The 18,293-nt window shown below is 64.7% G+C and carries 21 protein-coding genes and 1 pseudogene; all 22 read right to left on the reverse strand.

The features are described 5' to 3' along the window. Positions 1-26: 26 nt before the first annotated feature. Positions 27-920: a hypothetical protein gene (locus OOT33_RS14810; RefSeq protein WP_307750787.1), complete on the reverse strand. Its 894-nt coding sequence runs from the start codon at positions 918-920 to the stop codon at positions 27-29. Beyond that, a complete protein-coding gene (locus OOT33_RS14815; protein ID WP_307750788.1) occupies positions 917-5,059 on the reverse strand; it encodes a phage tail length tape measure family protein in 4,143 nt (1,380 codons plus the stop codon). Before OOT33_RS14815 ends, OOT33_RS14810 begins: the two co-directional genes overlap by 4 nt. Positions 5,060-5,063: 4 nt before the next feature. Then, a complete protein-coding gene (locus tag OOT33_RS14820) occupies positions 5,064-5,405 on the reverse strand; it encodes a hypothetical protein (protein ID WP_307750790.1) in 342 nt (113 codons plus the stop codon). 104 nt (positions 5,406-5,509) lie between these two features. Then, on the reverse strand, positions 5,510-5,926 hold the full coding sequence (locus OOT33_RS14825; protein ID WP_307750791.1) for a hypothetical protein: 417 nt from the start codon (positions 5,924-5,926) through the stop codon (positions 5,510-5,512). A gap of 30 nt (positions 5,927-5,956) precedes the next feature. Then, positions 5,957-6,418 (reverse strand): hypothetical protein, encoded by a 462-nt coding sequence (locus tag OOT33_RS14830; RefSeq protein ID WP_021245860.1) that lies wholly within the window; start codon positions 6,416-6,418, stop codon positions 5,957-5,959. 29 nt (positions 6,419-6,447) lie between these two features. Then, positions 6,448-6,852 carry a DUF3168 domain-containing protein gene (locus OOT33_RS14835; protein WP_307750793.1) on the reverse strand — a complete coding sequence of 135 codons (405 nt, stop codon included), beginning with the start codon at positions 6,850-6,852 and terminating at the stop codon, positions 6,448-6,450. Next, entirely contained in the window at positions 6,849-7,412 is a 564-nt protein-coding gene (locus OOT33_RS14840) for an HK97 gp10 family phage protein (protein ID WP_307750794.1), read from the reverse strand. Before OOT33_RS14840 ends, OOT33_RS14835 begins: the two co-directional genes overlap by 4 nt. Next, positions 7,409-7,756, reverse strand: a complete 348-nt coding sequence (locus OOT33_RS14845) for a phage head closure protein (RefSeq protein WP_307750795.1) — start codon at positions 7,754-7,756, stop codon at positions 7,409-7,411. Before OOT33_RS14845 ends, OOT33_RS14840 begins: the two co-directional genes overlap by 4 nt. Beyond that, the gene (locus tag OOT33_RS14850; protein WP_307750796.1) at positions 7,747-8,289 is read right to left on the reverse strand and encodes a hypothetical protein; all 543 of its coding nucleotides are present in this window, start codon (positions 8,287-8,289) and stop codon (positions 7,747-7,749) included. The genes OOT33_RS14845 and OOT33_RS14850 overlap by 10 nt, the downstream gene beginning before the upstream one ends. Next, entirely contained in the window at positions 8,289-8,489 is a 201-nt protein-coding gene (locus tag OOT33_RS14855; RefSeq protein ID WP_307750797.1) for a hypothetical protein, read from the reverse strand. Before OOT33_RS14855 ends, OOT33_RS14850 begins: the two co-directional genes overlap by 1 nt. A gap of 54 nt (positions 8,490-8,543) precedes the next feature. After that, positions 8,544-9,776 carry a phage major capsid protein gene (locus tag OOT33_RS14860; RefSeq protein WP_307750798.1) on the reverse strand — a complete coding sequence of 411 codons (1,233 nt, stop codon included), beginning with the start codon at positions 9,774-9,776 and terminating at the stop codon, positions 8,544-8,546. 24 nt (positions 9,777-9,800) lie between these two features. After that, positions 9,801-10,460 (reverse strand): HK97 family phage prohead protease, encoded by a 660-nt coding sequence (locus OOT33_RS14865; RefSeq protein ID WP_307750799.1) that lies wholly within the window; start codon positions 10,458-10,460, stop codon positions 9,801-9,803. After that, on the reverse strand, positions 10,457-11,716 hold the full coding sequence (locus OOT33_RS14870) for a phage portal protein (protein WP_307750800.1): 1,260 nt from the start codon (positions 11,714-11,716) through the stop codon (positions 10,457-10,459). The genes OOT33_RS14865 and OOT33_RS14870 overlap by 4 nt, the downstream gene beginning before the upstream one ends. Then, positions 11,713-13,407: a terminase TerL endonuclease subunit gene (locus OOT33_RS14875; protein ID WP_307750801.1), complete on the reverse strand. Its 1,695-nt coding sequence runs from the start codon at positions 13,405-13,407 to the stop codon at positions 11,713-11,715. Before OOT33_RS14875 ends, OOT33_RS14870 begins: the two co-directional genes overlap by 4 nt. 58 nt (positions 13,408-13,465) lie before the next feature. Next, on the reverse strand, positions 13,466-13,948 hold the full coding sequence (locus OOT33_RS14880) for a phage terminase small subunit P27 family (protein WP_307750802.1): 483 nt from the start codon (positions 13,946-13,948) through the stop codon (positions 13,466-13,468). A 3-nt stretch (positions 13,949-13,951) separates the two neighbouring features. After that, the gene (locus tag OOT33_RS14885) at positions 13,952-14,509 is read right to left on the reverse strand and encodes a hypothetical protein (protein WP_307750803.1); all 558 of its coding nucleotides are present in this window, start codon (positions 14,507-14,509) and stop codon (positions 13,952-13,954) included. 46 nt (positions 14,510-14,555) lie between these two features. Beyond that, a pseudogene (locus OOT33_RS17945) lies at positions 14,556-15,065 on the reverse strand (DNA cytosine methyltransferase); the annotation flags it as partial. 4 nt (positions 15,066-15,069) lie between these two features. Beyond that, a complete protein-coding gene (locus OOT33_RS14895) occupies positions 15,070-16,308 on the reverse strand; it encodes a DNA methyltransferase (protein WP_307750805.1) in 1,239 nt (412 codons plus the stop codon). Between the two features lie 95 nt (positions 16,309-16,403). Continuing rightward, positions 16,404-16,670, reverse strand: a complete 267-nt coding sequence (locus OOT33_RS14900) for an HNH endonuclease (RefSeq protein WP_307750806.1) — start codon at positions 16,668-16,670, stop codon at positions 16,404-16,406. Between the two features lie 169 nt (positions 16,671-16,839). Then, entirely contained in the window at positions 16,840-17,421 is a 582-nt protein-coding gene (locus tag OOT33_RS14905; protein ID WP_307750807.1) for a hypothetical protein, read from the reverse strand. Then, positions 17,405-17,674 carry a DUF6378 domain-containing protein gene (locus OOT33_RS14910; RefSeq protein ID WP_307750808.1) on the reverse strand — a complete coding sequence of 90 codons (270 nt, stop codon included), beginning with the start codon at positions 17,672-17,674 and terminating at the stop codon, positions 17,405-17,407. Before OOT33_RS14910 ends, OOT33_RS14905 begins: the two co-directional genes overlap by 17 nt. After that, entirely contained in the window at positions 17,671-18,210 is a 540-nt protein-coding gene (locus OOT33_RS14915; protein WP_307750809.1) for a hypothetical protein, read from the reverse strand. Before OOT33_RS14915 ends, OOT33_RS14910 begins: the two co-directional genes overlap by 4 nt. Between the last annotated feature and the right edge of the window lie 83 nt (positions 18,211-18,293).

Here is an 18,293-nt window from a genome sequence, read left to right on the forward strand (position 1 = left end):
CCTCGGAAGGGTTTAGGCCAGAAAAATCAGGTGAGCCCCTCGATGGTCAGGCTGCAGTAGCTGACCGTCGGGTAGGCAAGGTCGATCGAGAACTCCTTGTAGAAGCCGTAGACGGTCAGGCTTTCAAAGGTCTCGGAGCCGATCCACAGGACCGGCGTGGCACGGAGCGCGGCAAGGTTGCGATGAATGTCGTCGACCGCATCGGTCTGCATGACGACGCGGGCGGTCATGCGCTTGGCAAAGGCGCGCTCGACCACCGAGATCACGCCGAACTGGTCGGCTTCTTTGCGGCTGTAATCAATGATGCCGATGTCCACGCCGTGCTCGGTGTCTCCCAGCGAAAGCTGACGTCCCAGCAGCAGCGACCCGCACGCCACGATATCCGCCGGGTTGTCGCGGGCGATGGTGACGGTGACGACACCATTGGCGTAGACCGGCACGTCGAGGAACAGCAGCGTCGACTTGCGGCCGATCGGCTCGAAGAACCACGAAAACCAGTTGTCGATGGCATTGCCGCCGAGGTTGAAGCTCTGCGTGCTCGTGTAGTTGGTGACGCCATCAACGGTCAGCGTGACGGTGGCGCTTTCGGCATCGGTGTCGATCAGCGCCACGGCATCGACCGCACCCGGCGCCAGCACGGCCTGGAGTGACGCCGCCCGGGTGCTGGCCGTGCCAACCCGCGCATCGAACATCGCCCAGCGATTTGTGGGTCCTAGATCGAGCCACTTCGTCGGATCGGTCGCCGGGTTGACCCCGGTCGAGGCCGCCAGTGCCTCGTAGCGCCGGTGGGTTGAGGCAAGGATCACGCGGTTGCCGGTCACATAGGCGGTGCCCGCACTCCAGGCCGGATGATCGTTTTCAGGCACGGTGCTGCTGGTCAGCATGGCGTCGGTGATCGTGACGGGCCGCAGCAGTTTCATGCCGCAGTCCTCGTCGACAGGGCGTCGCCGTCCGGGGTCACCCGCTCGAGGATCCGCGCGGTCTTGGTGGTACCCGAAGCAATGGCGGCCGAAGCAATCCGCTGTTCACCGCGCAGGTCCGCCACTTCCTGCCGCAGAGCCCGTAGCTCATCGAGCAGCGCCGACTGGTCATCATTGGCCGGAATGGTCGCCGTGCCCATCTGGTTGGCGGCGAACTGCTCCCACCAGTCGTTTGCGGTGGATGCGGTCGCAGTCGTTCCTGCATCTACACTGGTGCCGGCAGCCTGTGCGATGATCGCCAGCGTCTGCTCGAGGCTGGCCGCGGTCAGGCCCTGCAGTCGCGCCAGATCTTCCGACGAGCGGGCAGTTTCGGCAGCCTGCGACAGCAGCGCCTGGCTGAGACCCGGCAGCGTCTTGGCGGCTTCCTGGTCACCGCCGCGGGCCAGCATGGAGGCATTGTTGAACTTCGCCAGTGCCTCGGCGTAGCTGCCTGACCTCGTGCCCATCACGCCGCGGATCCGCTCGATCTCGGCAATCAGTGCATCAGTGATCGCTGCCCAGGCCGAGCGCAGCTTCTCGGCGGCACTGGCTGCCGCTTCGGCCGCCTGCCGTTGATCTTCGAGCGCCCAGATCTGCTGCTGCAGCGCGCGGTTGGAGGCGTCAAGCTGGGCAAGGTCGAGCGCGCGAAGAGCCGTCGTATCACCCTGCAGTTCCAGCAGACGCCGCTCGAGCGAGGCGCGTTCGTCCGCAATGGCAGCCGCGCTGGCCGCATCCTGCGCTGCACCCACCAAGTCCGCGAAGGCCGGGGCCAGCTGGATCAGCGCGACATAGGCGGCACGGCCGGCCTCGGTGGTGAGGTCCTGGGCTTCGACCAGCGCTCGGAAGCCCGCGATGCTGTCGGGCATGGCGAGACCCATGCCGGCGAGCGCAGAGGTCATCTGCGCCGTGCGCGCGGCGGCCTGTTCGGTGCCAGTGTAATAGAGCGCAAAATATTCGCCGGTCGCCGCGGTCATGTCGCTGACCGTGCCGAACAGCTCGACGAGGTTCATGGACGCGGCGATCGTCAGATTGGTGGAGCGGCCCAGCATGCTCATGGCGCTGGTGACCGCCTCGACGCTGGAGGCGACCCGGATCAGGGTCTCGAAGTAGCCTTCGCCGACCTTCTGGAACTGGTCGAGCCCCGCAATGGCGTAGCGGGCGAGATTGTCGGCTGCGGCGCCGAACACGGCCGCCAGCTTCTCCTGGATCTGTGCGCCGGTCAGGCCCTTGAGGTCGATCTTGCCGATATTGATGACGAAGCTGTCGAGCCGGGCCTGCACCTCGTCCAGCGACAGACCCAGCGGTCCGGCAGCGGCCGAGATGGCATCGTAGAAGCCAGTGAAGATCAGGCTGAACTGACGCTCGAGCTCGCCGCTCGCCTCGGAATATTGCGTGCTGTAGCGGGTGCTGGTGGTGATCCCGAGGAACTTCTTCTTTTTCTGGATGTCGGTGTAATACTGACCCTCGAACCCGCCAGACATGATGCCGCCGAGAGACTGGGCGCCGCCGTAAATGCCCTGGCCGACGACGCTGGTCTTGGTGCCGAACAGCGATCCGATCAGCTTGCCGACTGCGCCCACCACACCGCCAAGAATGCCGCCGATCACCGGGATCTTGTCGAGGACCGAGCCCACCTTCTGCATCGCGCCGCCCAGAATGGCGGTGACGCCAGTCGGCTTGAACCCGGTCTGCACGCCGGCAGCGAGATCCTCGGCGCCATTGGTGCGGATGATGAGATTAGTGAGACCGCCAATATTGGCTTCGATGCTGCGCAGTGATGCCAGCATGGCCGCCGAATAGCGCATGGTCAGGGTGTCGACCTCGCGCAGGTGATCGATGGCCCTGGCGATGCTCTCGGACTTGGCTTCCGTATCGCCGAACACCGTGCCGCCACCTTCATTGGCAGGTTCGGGTTTGGCTCCGCCACCGCCAAACGCCCCGCCGATCGCGACGCCGAGCGAGGCAATGACACCGGCCGTGACTGCGCCAGCAGCAATGTTGAGCGGGAACGGCAGCGAACGGATGGCGTTCACGACCGCTTCCACCGCCTTGATGCCGGTGGTGATGATCGAGTTGCCCTGTTCGACACCGGCGCGCGCCGTATCGGAAGCGGCCATGGCGGTGTCCGAGGCGACCTTGGCGGTCGTCTGCGCGCCGATCAGCCCGATTTTTACCGCGGCATTCTTGATCGCGACGGCCAGTTCATAAGCCCGGAAAGCCTTCTCGGCCGCCTCCAGCGCCTGGAAGCCCTTCGAGCCCGCCTTGAAGAAGCCCTTAGCCGCACTGGCGAGATTGCCGTAGTGGTTGATCTCGGCCGCCGCCTGCGCAGTACGCGCAGCAGCATACTGGAACGAAGACCGACCATATTCGCGCTCGGCTTCGGCGATGCGCCGGGTGGTAGCCTCCTGGTCAGCGGCATAGCGGGCAAACTCGGCGGCGACTGCCCCGATCGCGCCGCCGACACTCCCGAAGGCTTCGGCCATGCCCTGCGCCGCGGTCTGGGTCTGGTCCGCCATTTCCTGGAGCGTATCGAGATACTGCTCCTGTTCTTTCAGGCCAAAATCATGCTCGATCAGCTGGGTGCGCGCGGCGCGATAGCGTTCCCAGGCCTCGACCCCGCGCTCGAGCACGATCTGCTCGCGTTCGGCCTCGAGATTGGCCAGCGCCTGTGCCCGGGCCGACTGGCCGAGCAGCGAGACCTGCAGTTCCAGCGGGGCGACCGTCTGGCGCAGGAACTCCGAGGTCGCGAAGGCGCGGGTGGCCTGCTCCCAGGCCTCGCCAGCTTCGAGAATGGCAATACGCGCTTCATCAGTCGGAGCCTTGAGCGCCGCCATGGCTACTTCCATCCGCTTGATCTCGATCGGCGTCTTGCCGATCTTCGCGGTTTCCAGCGCAAGATTGGCCGCAAACTCCTGCGCAGCCTGCAAGGCGCGCTCGGCTTCGGTTTCCTCACGGCTGTTGCGGCCAGTTCCGGCGCGGCCCGCCCGGTCCGAACGATCAGCGCGGATGCCGGCAGCGTCGGCGGCGAGCCGATCGCGGGCAGCCTGTAGGGTGTTCTCGCGCCACTGGGCGGAGAACGCATCCATCATGCCCATGGCATCGCCAAAGGCCGAGGTGAACTCGTCGCGCACCGTTGCGCCCATGCGGGCGGTCGAGCCGGCAAAGCTGTTCTCCATCCGCGGCAAGGCGACCGTTTCGATCTGGCTGATGGTGGCGAGGCCGACCCGATCGAGCACCGGGTTGACCCAGCTTGCCAGCCAGTTGAGCGCGGCGATGGCCTTGTTGGCGAGATACTCGATCCCGCTGATGGCAAGATTGGCGGCACCAACGGCGGCCTCGCCGATCACGCCGGGGAGCGCCTGCCAGACGGTGCGGATCGCACTGAACCCGCCGACCCAGCCGGCATAGATCACCGCGATGCTGATCTTGCCGACCTCGAGCACCTTCTGGAACGCCCAGACCGCCCAGTCCTTGAGGCTGGAGAAGACCGGGCCGAGGTTGAGCCCGTCGCTGATCGTGCGCCACAGCCCGCGCATGACGTCGCCGGCCGTGATCCCGACCGGGCCCAGCTTCTCCATCTCCTTGGCGGTGAGGCCAAGGCTCTGGGCATAGCGATCGAGTTCGCCTGACTGCTTCACGCTCGACTGGAACAGCTTGAACGCGCCGAAGGCGATCCCGGCCGCAGCCGCTGCCGCCAGCAGATAGGGATTGGTGAGCGCGGCAGCCGCTGCACTGGCTGCGAGCCCCAATACCGCCCGGGCCATGCCGCCGATGCCGACGCCAGCCTGCATCGCGATCTGGCCGATCTGCGAGCCCTGCTGCATGAACACGGTCATCGGCTTCTGGCCTGAGGCGAGACTCACCACCACGTCGTTCAGCTGGTAGACAAGGTTCTGCATCTGGTGCCCGGCAAGCTTTGCCGAACCGCCCATCCGGGTGATGCCGCGCGTGCCGACCGCCTCGATGGCCCGGTCTGCACGCCCGGCGGTCGCGGCGATATCATTCATCGCGCCGCCCACGGTCCGCTTCATATCGGCCATCTCCTTCTGGAGACGGGCGATGTTGGTGATCATCTCGATCTCGAGGGTGCCGGCTTTCATCGGTTCACTCCTTCGAGTTGATCAGCGCGCGGAAAGCTTGGGAGACTTTACGGGATATAGTGGGGCGATTGGTGCCGTCAGTGACGGCAGTCCAGGGCGCCGGGCAATCGGGCTCCCGGGCATTCTGGCTTTCGGCAACAAATTCGACCGACAGGCGGCGGAGCAGCCGGCAGAGCCAGGGCGCGAGGTCAACGCCCATGCACGACTGCCATTGGGCGATGGTCGCCCATGACAACGGCACCGGTCCCATGGCGCCCGGCTCGGATGCGCCGATGTCCATCAGAGTGTCGATGATCCATGGAGCCCGGATCGGCGGCATGTCGGGAACGATGCCGTCCGCCGTCATGCGCTGCAGACGGGTTTGCGGGTCAGACTCTTCCGTTGTCTTGGTCGAAGACTGGCGCGGCTTCGGCGCTGTGCCGAGCCAGGCCAGCTGCCGGACAAAGAGGCTCAGCTCGCGGCCGAGCTCGTCGTAAAATTTGCCCAGTCATTGATATGCGCTGCGACCTGAGCCGCGATGAAGCCGATCGAGGGATCTTCATAAGCCTTGCGGAACAGGGCAGCGCCTTCCTGCCCCTCGGCCGGCGGATAGGTGAAATGGTTGAAGCTGACCGTACAGGCCGCGAGAAACTCGGCCTGTTCGGCGAGCTTTTCCTCAGCCGTCTGGTCCATTTTCCCCCGCTTCTTGATCTTGTCGACCAGCAGGTTCTGCTGGCGCGACTGCGCGCGCTGATAGGCCTTGGTGCCCGGGCCATAGACGGTGATGGAGAGGCGCTGGCCCTTGTCGTCGTACAGCGGGGCGTCATCGCCGCCGACCAGTTCGACGATCGAGGTTTCGGTCGCGGCAAGCTTGGTAATGTCAAACATGAGTGGTCTCCGTCAGGGACGTGGCAGGGATCAGGGAGCCAGAACTTCAACCACGCCGACCCCGGCGGAATTGGTCGTCAGTTCCAGCGTCACGGTGGCGGTGGTGATCTGGTCGACCGAGCCAACGTTCACCTTGAAACTCATGACCTGGGCCTGGAAATAGTACTTGTCGCCATTCTGGGTGGTCACGAGGAAGCTGTGATCGCTGTCCGAGGTGGAGGCGGATTTCAGCAGGATCTGGCCAGCATCGTCGGTATCGAGACCGAGCTGGATGGTCATGGTGCCCTGGTTGAAGCTGCCCTTCTTCTTGACGACGCCGCGGCTGCCGACCGGATTGAAGGTGACGAGATTGTATTCCCGGCCGAACTCGCCAAGGTCCGACACCTCGCCGACCAGCGTCATGGTCAGCGCATTGTAGCCGGTAGGATCGAAGGTCGCAGGGGTAGAGGCCGACACCTTCAACGTGGTGCCGGCGGAAGTCCGAACGGTCATGGCAGTGGTTCCTTATTGAAGGTGAGGCCTCAGCGCGCCTCGTTGAATGAGACGCGGAAATCCTGCGTCTGCATGTGGATGCCGGTCTCCTCGTCGAGGAAATCAGGCCCGGCGGAGTCGGTGTGGACGGTGACGTCGGTGAGCCCGTCGATTGCGGGCATGCGGTCAGCCGCTGCTGCCCGGACCGCGCGGATAATGGCCTTGGCGGCCGGATAGCTGGCGGCGAGCACCGTCACCTGCACCCGCTCGGTCACCCTGCGTTTCGGACCGGGCGCGGCGATATTGCGGTCGGTGCTGCTGACCGACATGAGCGAGATCGCCGGGAGCAATGTGCCCTGCGGCAGCATTCCAGCGACAATCCGCACCGCAGGGACGAGTACTGTCACCCCGGTGTCAGCCACCAAGAGACTGCGGACCGCAATCACTCCGTTCATTCGTCATCGACCTCGAGTGTCGGCGCCTTCAGGTTCCCAATCTGGACCCGGTGCGCGATGTAAGCGCCCACGGCGTTCACGGCTTCCTGGGCCTTCTGGTCCAGCGCCGGACGCAGGAACGGCTTGGCCGCATGGCCCGGATGCATGATGACTGGACCGACGAAGTTCTCGCCGATCTTCAGGCTGCCGCGCTTCACCATCCTGTTGATCGTGCCAATGCTGACCTTGCGCGGGCCACGGCGGGTATTGCGCACCGGCTTGTCCGCCTCGGCGACCGAGATCAGGTGCGGCGCGACGCCGTATTCAATGAACAGGCCGAGATAGGAGCCAGACCCGCGCAGCTTGACGTAGGAACTGAGCCTGCTGCCGGCCGTCCGGGTGCCGATCCCGATCGCCTTCTTGAGCTGGCCGGTGCGGACCGGCACGTTGGCCTTGGCCTGCTGCTGGATGACCTTGGCCCCGGCGCGCAGCCCGCCGCGGATGACGTTGCGCTCGAGGTTCTTGGGCAGTTCATCGAGCAGGCGCAGCAGTTCAGGGCCGCCCTTGAGCCGGATCGTCATGGCGCGGCTCCTTCGCTGCTGTGCTGCTCGACAATGAGTTCTGTGCCTTCCCGGCGGCCGATTTCCGCCGGTCCCGACACGATCTGCAGGGTGCGGGTCCCGATGATCACCCGCATGTCCGGGGTGACCCCGGCCAGATGCCTCATGCGGATCCGTGCCGGGCGGTTGGCGACGACAATGCTGTCCGCCAGGCGTTCAGCCCGGCTTGGCAGGACGTCTTGCACTTCCGCCCACACCGTGGCGAATTCCACCCAGGTTATGGTCTCCGTCCCATAGAGAGGGTCAGAGGTGACGGATTTGCGCTCGATCCGGATCCGGGTGTCGAGCCGGGAAGCTAGACCCATCGCGCGGCCAGCTGGTTGACGAGGGTATCGAAGGCGAGACAGCCTGCACCCTCGCGGTTTTCGAACAGGGAGGCCGTTTTCACGAGGATCGCGGCCCGAGCGATCGCCAGGTCCGGGTGATCTTCGGCAAAACCGGCCGACAAGGTGATGGTGATCTGCCCATCGGGCGCCAGCGTGGGCCATGATGTGCCGGCAGCTGGCCGAATGCGCACGAATCCATGACGTGCCCGGGCAACATAAGCAGCCTCGGGCAAGGTGACCGTCGCACCGCCGGTGGCAGTGTAGGTGATGGCCGCAATCGTCACCGGCCGGACCGGCACCGTGAATTCCTCAGGCCAGTCCTCCAGCACCATGGCGAGCGTCTGCGGACAAAGTCTGACATCCGCGAGCCGTTCGAGTTCGGCTTGGGCTGCGTCGAGGTGGACAGCCAGCAGCATGTCCTCGTCATGCGCGTCGAGACGCAGCTGCTGGCGTGCTTCCTCAAGCGTCACGGGACGGTCCTGGGGCGGCTCGATCGTTGCAATCTCGGACATTATTCCGCCTTGGTGCGGTGCGTGGATCCCGATTTGCGCGTGACCGTCGGTGCAGGTTCGTCGGATGCAACTTCCACCGCGAGCCCGCGTTCGATCAGCTGGCGGCCGAAGTGGTCGTCGAGCTCGAAGCTCTGGCCGGCCAGAATGTTGTTGGAGCTGACCGAGCTGATGTGCAGGGTATCAAGGGCTTTGAGGATCATGGGTTATCCCTTCCGGTGGATGAGAGGGGCCGGAACGAGCCGGCCCCATCATCATCAGGCGGCCGTTGCCGCGGTGGCAGCTGCCGCGAAGTCGCCCTTCACGAAAGCCTCGGGCCGGTAAACCGCGAGCGCGAGGCGCTCTTCGGCCAGCACCGTCACCAGGTTCTTGCGGAAGTTCTGGTCGTCCTCGGTCGAGATCTCGACCATGGCGTCCATGCGGTCGAAGATCTGCGCACCAAGCTGGAAGGCACCGGTCAGGAACTTGCCCGTCGCCATCGACTGCGTTGCCACTACCGGCTGCCCCCACAGCGTCGGCGACAGATTGCCCTGCGGATTGCCGATGATGAACTGGCCGGTCGTGTCCTTGAGCAGCTCGATCGCCGCCCAGTCGGACGGATGCAGCACGACGCCCGTCGACATCAGCTCGGAAAGAGCCGTCTGCAGCATGGCGAGGCGCAGGACATCGATCCGGGTGACAGGCGCTGGGATCGTGATCGGCGGCGCAAAGGCGGTCGCCTGAGTGTAAACGCCGTGCAGGTCGGTGCCTGTGCCGCCGCCGTTCAGCAGCTGGTTCTCTTCAACGAGCGCCAGACCATAGGTCAGGCGGCCGTCGATGTAGGACTGCAGCATCGGCACGTCGTCGAGGATCTGCCGGGTCGCCAGAACCCAGTGGGCAATGGTGGTGACGCTGCTGGTCACGACATCGAACTTGATGTCGGTCTGCGGCTTGGTGGCGCCTGCCGTTTCCGAAACGGTCGCCGCTGCATTGGTGAAGCCGGTTTCCTTCACATACTGGACGGCGTTGCTGTTGGTGCGGCCCGGGGTCAGCAGGTCGCGGACCGTCAAGCGGCGCTGGCCAGGGGTGATGATCCCCGGCTGACGATCGGGCACGATGAGGTCGCCGGCCGAGCCGTTGGCATCGGTCGTGAGGGCAGAGACGATCGCCTTGACCTCGACACTGGCGCGGCCGCGGGCGGTCTTGCTGTTCAGGAACGGCTTGATGGTGTCGGACGAAACGACGCGTTCACCGATGGTCCGATAGTCGGAGCGTTCGTCGTCCTGCTTCTTGCGGGCGAGCTTCTGCTCGACCTCGTCGAGGCGAGCCTTGGCTTCATTGAGCGCGGTCAGCGCCTCGTCGGCCAGTTGCTTGGTCGCGGCCGAGAGCTCTTCACCCTTGGCAGCCTTGCCCAGCGCCTCTTCGGCGATGGCTTTTACCTGGTCATGGCGCGTATCGAACGCAGCCTTCACTTCTTGCGCCAACTGATCGGCGCTCTTGGTCTCGGTCATGGGATTGCTCCGTAGGAGGTGGGTTCAGCCGCGGATTTGCGCGGCAAGAGCCGACAGAAAGTCGGTGTTGGACTCACTGCCGGACTCACTCCGGAGCAGCGATTTGAGGCCTTTCCCCGCGATTGCGGTGGCCTGGCTTTTCGAGAACCCTGCCTCGCGCAGGAAATTCTCAAAATCGGATAGCGTCGGCATCGTCTGCCCGTCGGTGACGGTCTTGACCGCCGTCACCTTCGCCTCAGTGTTCATGGGCATGGTGACGAGGCTGATTTCGCGAAGATCGATCTTCTTGAGGCGCAGGACGCCAGCCTTGTAGGGGTCGGGAGCGGCACCGCCCTTGGGGATGGTGTAGCCGATCGAAAGGCCGCCAAGCGCGCCGTGCTTCAGCTTGCCATAGGCACGCTGGGCGACCGGATCGCCGTCGAGGATCAGCTGGCCGCGGACGAATAGGCCGCGATCATCCTCGAAGATGTCGCGCCAGACACCGATCGGCTCGCGTTGGTCGTGCTGCCATAGCATCGGGATGCCCCAGCCTTCGGCACGGGCCTTGGCGACACTCTCCCGGAAAGCGCCCGGTTCGATGAGATCGCCGCCCTGGTCGACATTGCCGAAGGTCGAGGCGTAGCCCTCGAACTGCCCGGTGTCCTGAAGGTCACTGGATTTGAGGGTCAGGGTGAGATGTTTCATTTAAGGGGCTCCGATGGGGCATTCGCTCCGGTTGGCGGCAGAATTCCAGCAGGGGCACCGGCCTGCGCGATGGGTACGTTCTGCATCTGCATGCGGGGGACATCGCCGCCTTCGACCGGCGGCAGGTTTTCAAGGGCGCGGACCTCGTTGATGGTCATCACGCCATTGGTCAGCATCTGCTGGTAGAAGGAGGCCCGCGCAGCGCTGTCACCGCGCAGCAGGCCTTCAAGGTTGAACTCGATAACAAGCCCTGCCTGCCTGTCGGCGGGCGAGAGCAGTTGTTTGGCCAGTGCCTGTTCGATGCGCTTCAGGCGCCGACGCAACGTGAACTTCTGGAACCCAAGGGTCTGCTGTTCGAGCCCGGTGCCCCAGCTGGTCGTCTTCTCGGTGTGGCCGACCATGAACGGCGGCACGCCGAAGAAGCGGCAGACCTCTTCGACCGAGAATGCCCGGCTCTGAAGCATCTGTGCATCTTCCGGGCTGATCGATAGCTGGACCCAGTCCATGCCCCGGTCGAGCAGCATTGGCCGCCCGGCGTTGATCGCACCGGCAAACTTCTCCTGCAGCAGTTCCTCGGCCTGCTTGCGCTGGTCGAGGGTCAGGCTGTCGGCAGTCTTCAGAAGTCCCGAAGGCCGCACCCCATTACGGAAGGTATCGCCCGAAGCGCGCTCGATCGCCTGTGCGAGGCCGAACGTTTGGCGGCCGAACGAGAGGGTCGAGAGCCCGCCAAGAGGGTTGCCGCCGAAGCCCCGGATGTGGAGCATGTTGTCCTGGCTGACGATGCTGCGAATGCCGTCATCCGACCATTCGTATTCAAGACTGCCGTCGCGCAGACGGCGAACCGTCATCAATTCCGGCGCGATCGGAACGCTGAGCGCCACGACCCGGCCGTTGCTGCCCCGGATGATCTCGGCATAGGCGTTGCCGTTCAATTCAATGCTCGCGCAGATGAACTCCCAGAAGTCGACCGCGGTCTGGTCAGCATTCGGGCTGTCGTGCAGTATCCGGTAAAGCGGATGATCGGTCGCGACCGTCCGCGCTCCGCCCCGGGTCCGGTAGACCATGAGCGGGAGTGAGGCGATCGTGCCGGCCAGCAGATTGACACAGGCCCATGCTGAGGCGAGCCCCAGTACCGAGCTGGTCGAGACCACTTCGCCGGTCGTCGCCGTACGGCCGCCGACGGCCTGCACCAGCCGCGGGTCGGTGAGGCCGATGGAGCGCGCGATGTAGCCGAATGCCTTCTGGAAGAGGTTCATGTGGCCAGGCTCTTCAGCCAGTCATCGATGGAGCCGGTGGTGTCGCCCGCCATTGCCGCCCCCACTGCCATGCACAGCGCCACGGCTGCGTCGATCTTGTTGATGGCTCGCTGCTTGGAGAGCCACTTGTTGTCCCAGCGGTCGGTCTCGGTGACCGCTGACATCATTGCCGAAATAAGGACCGGGTTACGTTTGAGCCGGATCCGGCCCTCGAGGATCAGTTCTTCCAGGTGCCGGAGCGAACCCGGCATCCAGAGGCCTTCGGTCATCTCGCCCGCAGGTTTGGCCCGCTTGGTGCCACCCTGCGGGTGTTCGACAAAGGCAAGGTCGAGCCCGAGTTCGGCGACCTCCTCCTCGAACCGGCGGAAGGCATAGCGGTCGTAGGCCACGGCCTCGACGCGGTAGTCGGACACCATTTCGGCCAGCGCCTGCGCCACGTGGCGAAAACTGATGTTCTCGCCCGCTGGCGCATTCAGAAATCCGTCTGCGACCCAGAGGTCGTAGGGCTGTTTGTCGCGCAGTACCCGGGCAGCCAGTGTGTCGCCCGGCGTCCAGACTTCGACCCATGCGTCAAAGCAGGGCTTGCCGTCCTTCTCGCCGCTGCGCTGGACGGCTGCCAGCGCGGTCAGGTCGCGGTTCTGGCTTAGGTCGAGCCCGAGCCAGGTGCTGGCACCTGCTTTTGGCTCGAACTCCGCTAGCAGCGGTTCCAGCGTTGCCCGCGCCATCCAAGCGGTCTCGGCATCCGTCCACACACAGAAGTGCAGCCGCAGGATACCGTTCAATTGTCCCGGGATAGCCTTGGCCTGCGCCACGACTTCCGAGAGGTATTGCTCGGTGATCGTGACGCCGAGCAGCGGGTTCGCCTTGATCCAGCAGCTGGGATCCGTCAGCGGGTCGTCGCCATCATCGAGCGCGCAGACGTAGCTGAAGGTCGTGTCGTCGATGACTTGGCCCAAAAAAGTCGGGTCGGTCACCGCGTCGGGATTGCCAGCTGCGACCCGGATGGCGTGTTCGTGTTCCTCCCAGGCAACGGAATTGCGGTCAGAGCCAGAGTTCGTGATCATGAACAGCAGCGGATCGCGGCGGAACTTGAAGCCACGCTCCAGCATCTCGATGATCGAGCGGTCGGGCAGCTCGTGGACCTCGTCCGCCAGCACGAAGTACGGCCGCGGTCCCGAGCCGGTTTTCCCCGTATCGCGGGACACCGGTCGGAAAAAGCTGCCCGAGGACAGATGCGCGATGTTGAATTCGCGTCCCGGACCGCCCGAGAACTCCAGCCGCCGCGCCAATGCCGGCGACTGGCGGACCATCTTCACCGCGTCGGCGAAGAGAATGCCCGCCTGTTCGCGCTTGGCCGCCGCCGCATAGATCTGGGCGCCGGCTTCCTCGGCCGCCGTCATCCCGAACAGGCCGATGCCGCCAGCGACCGGCGATTTGCCGTTGCCTTTGCCCTGTTCGATGTAGGCCCGGCGGAAACGCCGGCGGCCATCGGCGCGTTTCCAGCCGAACAGGCTGCCGATGATGAAGGCCTGGCTCGGCTCCAGCCGGAAGGGCTGGCCCTCGAACTGGCCTTCGGAAAGCTTCAGCACCTCCTCGAAGAACCCGAAGGCGTGGTTTGCCGCCTCGAGATCGAAGCGGATGCCGTCGGTGCGTTTCAGGTCATCAAGATGCCGGCGACAGGCATTGCGCACATGCGGCCCGGTAACAATCTCGCCAGCAATGACGGCCCGGGCGTAATCGGTCGTCCGGTCAGCTGAAGAAGCGGTCGGCGGGGTCGGCGCCTTCCGACGTCGCCTCGGCTGAGATCCTGCTTCTGGCACTGGGCGTCATCCCGAATTCTGCAGCGTAACGCATCATGTCCGCAGCGGCCTTGTTGGCGGTGCCGACCAGCGGGTTCTGGATGGCGTTGCCGTTGGACGTCTTGATCATCAGGCCGCCGGTCAGCTGGTCCTTCTCGGCCATCTTGGCGATCGCGCGCTCGGCCTGGACCCAGCGGCCATAGGCCTGGGCGTAGGCAGCGAGGGCGGCCCGATCGACCTCGGACAGGAGGCCGATCCGGTGCAGCCAGTGGGCGACCCGGTTCCATTCCTCGAGCGCATCGGCGGTCAGGTGGGGCGGCGGGGCCGGCAGTGCCGCAGGCACAGCGGCCTCCTTGCGGTTGAGCGGGCGCTTGCCGCGGTTGCCCTCAATCAGCTTCAGATGGGTTGGTTTTGGTTTCGTTCCGGGTTTCATCCGTCATACCTTGGGTTTCCCGATGCCGGACGAGTTCAGACGCGAGAGTTCGTAGCGCATGCGCCGCAACCAGGGGGACCACTCCGTTTCCGCAAAGTCGAAGCCGGTCCACCCGGTGGGCCAGCCCATCAGCGCCTCGACGAACAGCGGGTTCAAGGTCCGGCGCGTATCCGAGGTATCTGTCCCACGCGGCGGTGTCGTCAGGACCTGGCGGCCAAGCAGGCCGTTCACCGGCACATTGGCAAGACTGGTCGACCCATCCTTGTAGTCCCGGGCCGTCGGGGTCATCCATATGGCCGCCACATGGGTAAGGTCCGCCGTCCTGCGGTTGCCCGCACTCGGTTTGCTCCCGTCGCTGGCCATCGGCGTCGGCCACTGGGCCGCAACCTCCTGCAGGTCCGGGCCGCCCGCACCACGTTCCGCCCGTTTCGAATTCGCTCCGCCCGTGATTGCCTTGGGAGTCGGCCAGTCCCGCGCCATGCGGTCCAGACCCAGTTCGTGTTTCCGGTTGCCGCCCCGACTGCGAAAGCTGTCGGTCTGCGGCGTCGGCCAGCTCGTCACCCTCGCGCATTGCAAGGATGAACAGGCGCTCGCGCCGGTGCGGGGCGCCGACTTCCGCCGCCGTAAACAGTCCTGCCGCAACGACGTAGCCCATGCCGACCAGCTCTCGGGCGACCTCGGGAAACCCGAGGCGCAGATGATTGGCGACATTTTCGAGGAAAACGATCGGGGGATCGCATTCCCGGATGATGCGCGCGACATGGGGCCAGAGATGGCGCGGATCAGCTTCGCCGAGACGCCGCCCGGCAACCGAGAATGGCTGGCACGGGTAGCCCGCAGTGAGGATATCCACGAGTCCGCGCCATGGTCGGCCGTCGAAGGTGTTAAGGTCGTCCCAGACAGGTGCCGGATCCAGGGCCTTGTCTTCCATCCGCGCCACGAGAGTGGCTGCTGCGAAGGCTTCCCGCTCGACGTAACCCACAGTCCTGTATCCGGGACAGGCGATGTGGAGTCCGAGGTCGAGCCCGCCAGCGCCGGCGCATAGGGAAAGTCCGTGCAGGCATGCGTCATCGCGCCCCGGATCGTATCCGGGGGGAGATAGAGCCAGGTCATGCACGTTGTTACCGCGGTTGTTCGCTTACGTCGGCGAAGGTTCGCCCGTCGGCTTCGAGGGTGGCGGCCTGGCCGGTAAAGTCCTGCCAGCGCTTGATGATCACGTCGCAATAGCGCGGATCGAGTTCCATCAGCCGCGCAATGCGGCCGTTCTTCTCGGCGGCAATCAGGGTGGTGCCCGATCCGCCGAAGCTGTCGAGCACGATGTCGCCGCCCTTGGTGTTGTTGAGCATCTGATATTCGAACAGGGCGACCGGTTTCATGGTCGGGTGTTCGCCATTGCGCGACGGCTTGTCGAACTTGAGGATGGTCGTCTGCTTGCGGTCGCTGGCCCACAGGTGCCCGGCGCCGTCCTTCCAGCCATAGAGGCAGGGTTCGTGCTGCCAGTGGTAATCCTGTTTGCCTAGGGCCAGCGATGACTTTTCCCAGATCAGGCACTGGCGGATCTTCCAACCCGCATCGCGCGCCGCACCCCGGAAATTGTAGCCCTCGCTGTCCGCATGCCAGATGTAGAACACCGCGCCCGGCTTCATCACCGTGCTGGCGGTTACATAGGCATCGCGCAGGAACTGGCGGAACTCGTCGTCCGCCATGTTGTCGTTCTGGATGGTCAGCTTGTCCTTGGTGCCGCCCTCATAGGCGACATTGTAGGGTGGATCGGTAAGCCACATGTCGACCATCTGCCCGGCGGTCAGCTTTTCCATGTCATCGACGCTGGTGCTGTCGCCGCACATCAGCCGGTGTTTGCCGAGCAACCAGACGTCGCCCGGGCAACTCACCGGAATTTCCGGAGGGTTGGGAGCCTCGTCGGGATCGGTCAGGCCCTCGGTTTTCACCGCGGTCAGCGCAGCCAGTTCGTCATCGGAGAAGCCGGTGAGCCCCAGGTCGAAGTCGAAGGCCTGCAAGTCGGTCAGTTCGACACGCAGCAATTCCGCGTCCCAGCCAGCGTTTAGCGCCAGTTTGTTGTCGGCCAGCACATAGGCCCGCTTCTGGGCTTCGGTCCAACCGGCCGCGACCATGACGGGGATCTCGGTCAGGCCCAGCTTGCGCGCCGCAAGCACTCGTCCGTGGCCTGCGATCAGGCCGCCATCTTCATCGACGAGCACCGGCACCGTCCAGCCCCATTCGCGGATCGAGGCGGCGATCTGGGCCACCTGTTCCTCGCTGTGGGTCCGAGCATTGCGGGCATAGGGCACCAGTGCCGAGACGCTCTTGCGCTCGACCTTGTCTGCCGGCCAATCCATCATATGACCCCCGGTTGCTAACTCGCGGTCGTGAAAAGTTTGGGCCAGGCGCGGTTTCCCCTCCCAAGGCCCCAGAGTTTCGACCCGCCCCCGGGGGATCAGCCGATCGGCCAGCCATCGGGGCCGGTGCCGACCCTCCGGCGAAGCCCGAACTGCTCGGCCGTGCGGGCCTGGTGGCAGTCGGCGCACAGGCAGCGGATGTTGCTGTCGTCATCGCTGCCACCCTTGGTGAGCGGCACGATGTGGTCGGGGACGGTGGCCTCGCGAACGATGCCCTTGGCGGCGCAATCCCGGCAGAGCGGTTCGGCCCGTAATCGTCGCAGACGCTGCGCAACTGCCCGACGTCCCCGTTGCCGTTCAGCCATGCGCAACGCCTGAAACGAACAACGCCCGGAAGCTGGTGGGCTCCGGGCGCAGTTCTCAATCCTCTATTTCGGAAGGTCTACAGCATCGGGCAAGTCCGGTCAATGCGAAATTCAGCAATAATACAATAGATTCAGTTCGTTACTTCACTTGATGGGCGAGTGAATCTGGTCACGAACTGTCGCTGCCAATACGGAAAAGACGGCACAGGGCATCCAGACCATGGCCAAGGTTGACGAGGTCTGCTGCCGACCAGTTCGATGCTTCGACCTCGTGGCAAACCACTGCATGAACCAGGACGCTGGGCTCGCGACCAACCGCACCGGGCGCATCGTGGTCGGCTGCGCGCAGCATCATGATTGCTGCGGCAGCGCGACGACGAACCTTCTCGACCAGGTCCGGGTCATGGTCAGGCGCGCTACCACCGAAGATACCCTCGTTGATAAGCAGGGCTGTGACAGAGCGCGGCTGATCCATGGGCAGGCCCATGACCGCACGATTGCGGGCCATGATTTCACCGTACATCTCGCCTGCCGCATATTGGTCTGCTGTGATCTTGCCCGCAAAGGCGACCCGGCCAAGCGCCGTGCCCAACCGGTCGTCCTTCGCCTGCCGGGCCGTCACGCCGTAATGGCGCTGCCGGGCTTCTAGCACAGTTGCCACGACTTCACGCTGGGTCTCGCCCACGCTGGCAGGGACCAGCTTGCCGCAGGGGTGGCGGCGGCCCGCCTTGCGCTTACGACCGCGGGCCACGGATGATCTCCGGAATGAGCGCCGCGTAGCCGATCACGTCGATCGGACCGTCAGCATAATTGGGGTCGTGGGCGAGCCGAGCCAACTTCAGGTCGATCATGCACAGCGCAACCTGCTGCGCCGTCACTGGCGTTCCCAGGGTGATCGACCAGCGCCGGGCAATAGCCTCCATCTGGGTCTTGGGATCGCCGTAGGCAGCACCGCGATCTTCCAGAACCTGCGCCACGCGCTTCAGGAAATTGGCCGCGCTCATTTCACGCCTCCACGGGTCTCGATAGCCCAAAGCAGGATGGCGATGGCATCAGCTTCGTTGTCATCGGCAGGCGCAAAACCCTTGGCGCGAACGGCCGCGATCACGGCTGCCTTGTCGGCATTGCCCTTGCCGGCAATGAACCGCTTGATCGTGCCAACTGGCACGCCCTGGTAGGCAATTCCCAATTCCTCGCCCCAGGCAGTAAGCACTGCAAGCAGGCCGCCATAGACGTGGGCAGCATCGGTCCCGAGGTGGCGTCGAACCTCCTCGAAGTGGACGGTCGCAATCGGCCCGGCATCAACATCCAGTTGATCGAGCCATTTGCGAAACCGGACGAACCGCATGCCGCCACCGTCGTAGCGGGAAGGCTTGAGGCTGAGGGTGCCACTGACGATCGGACCTGCTGTCGGGCGCATGGCCCAACCGGTGGTGGTCCCCAGATCCAGCGCAAGCATGGTGGCAGACGGGGCGATCAGCCCCGGAGTTGTTGCAGGGGGTGCAATACCTGAAGGCAAAGCGAGGGTATTCGAAGCCATGATGGTCTCCGTTCGGAAATGTCTGAATGATGTTTGCGGAAGATCGGGATCAGGGATCAGGGTGGTGCGCGCTGCTGCCTTGG

It is taken from the genome of Sphingobium sp. DEHP117 (assembly GCF_030867385.1).
In the GTDB taxonomy this organism is placed as follows: domain Bacteria; phylum Pseudomonadota; class Alphaproteobacteria; order Sphingomonadales; family Sphingomonadaceae; genus Sphingobium.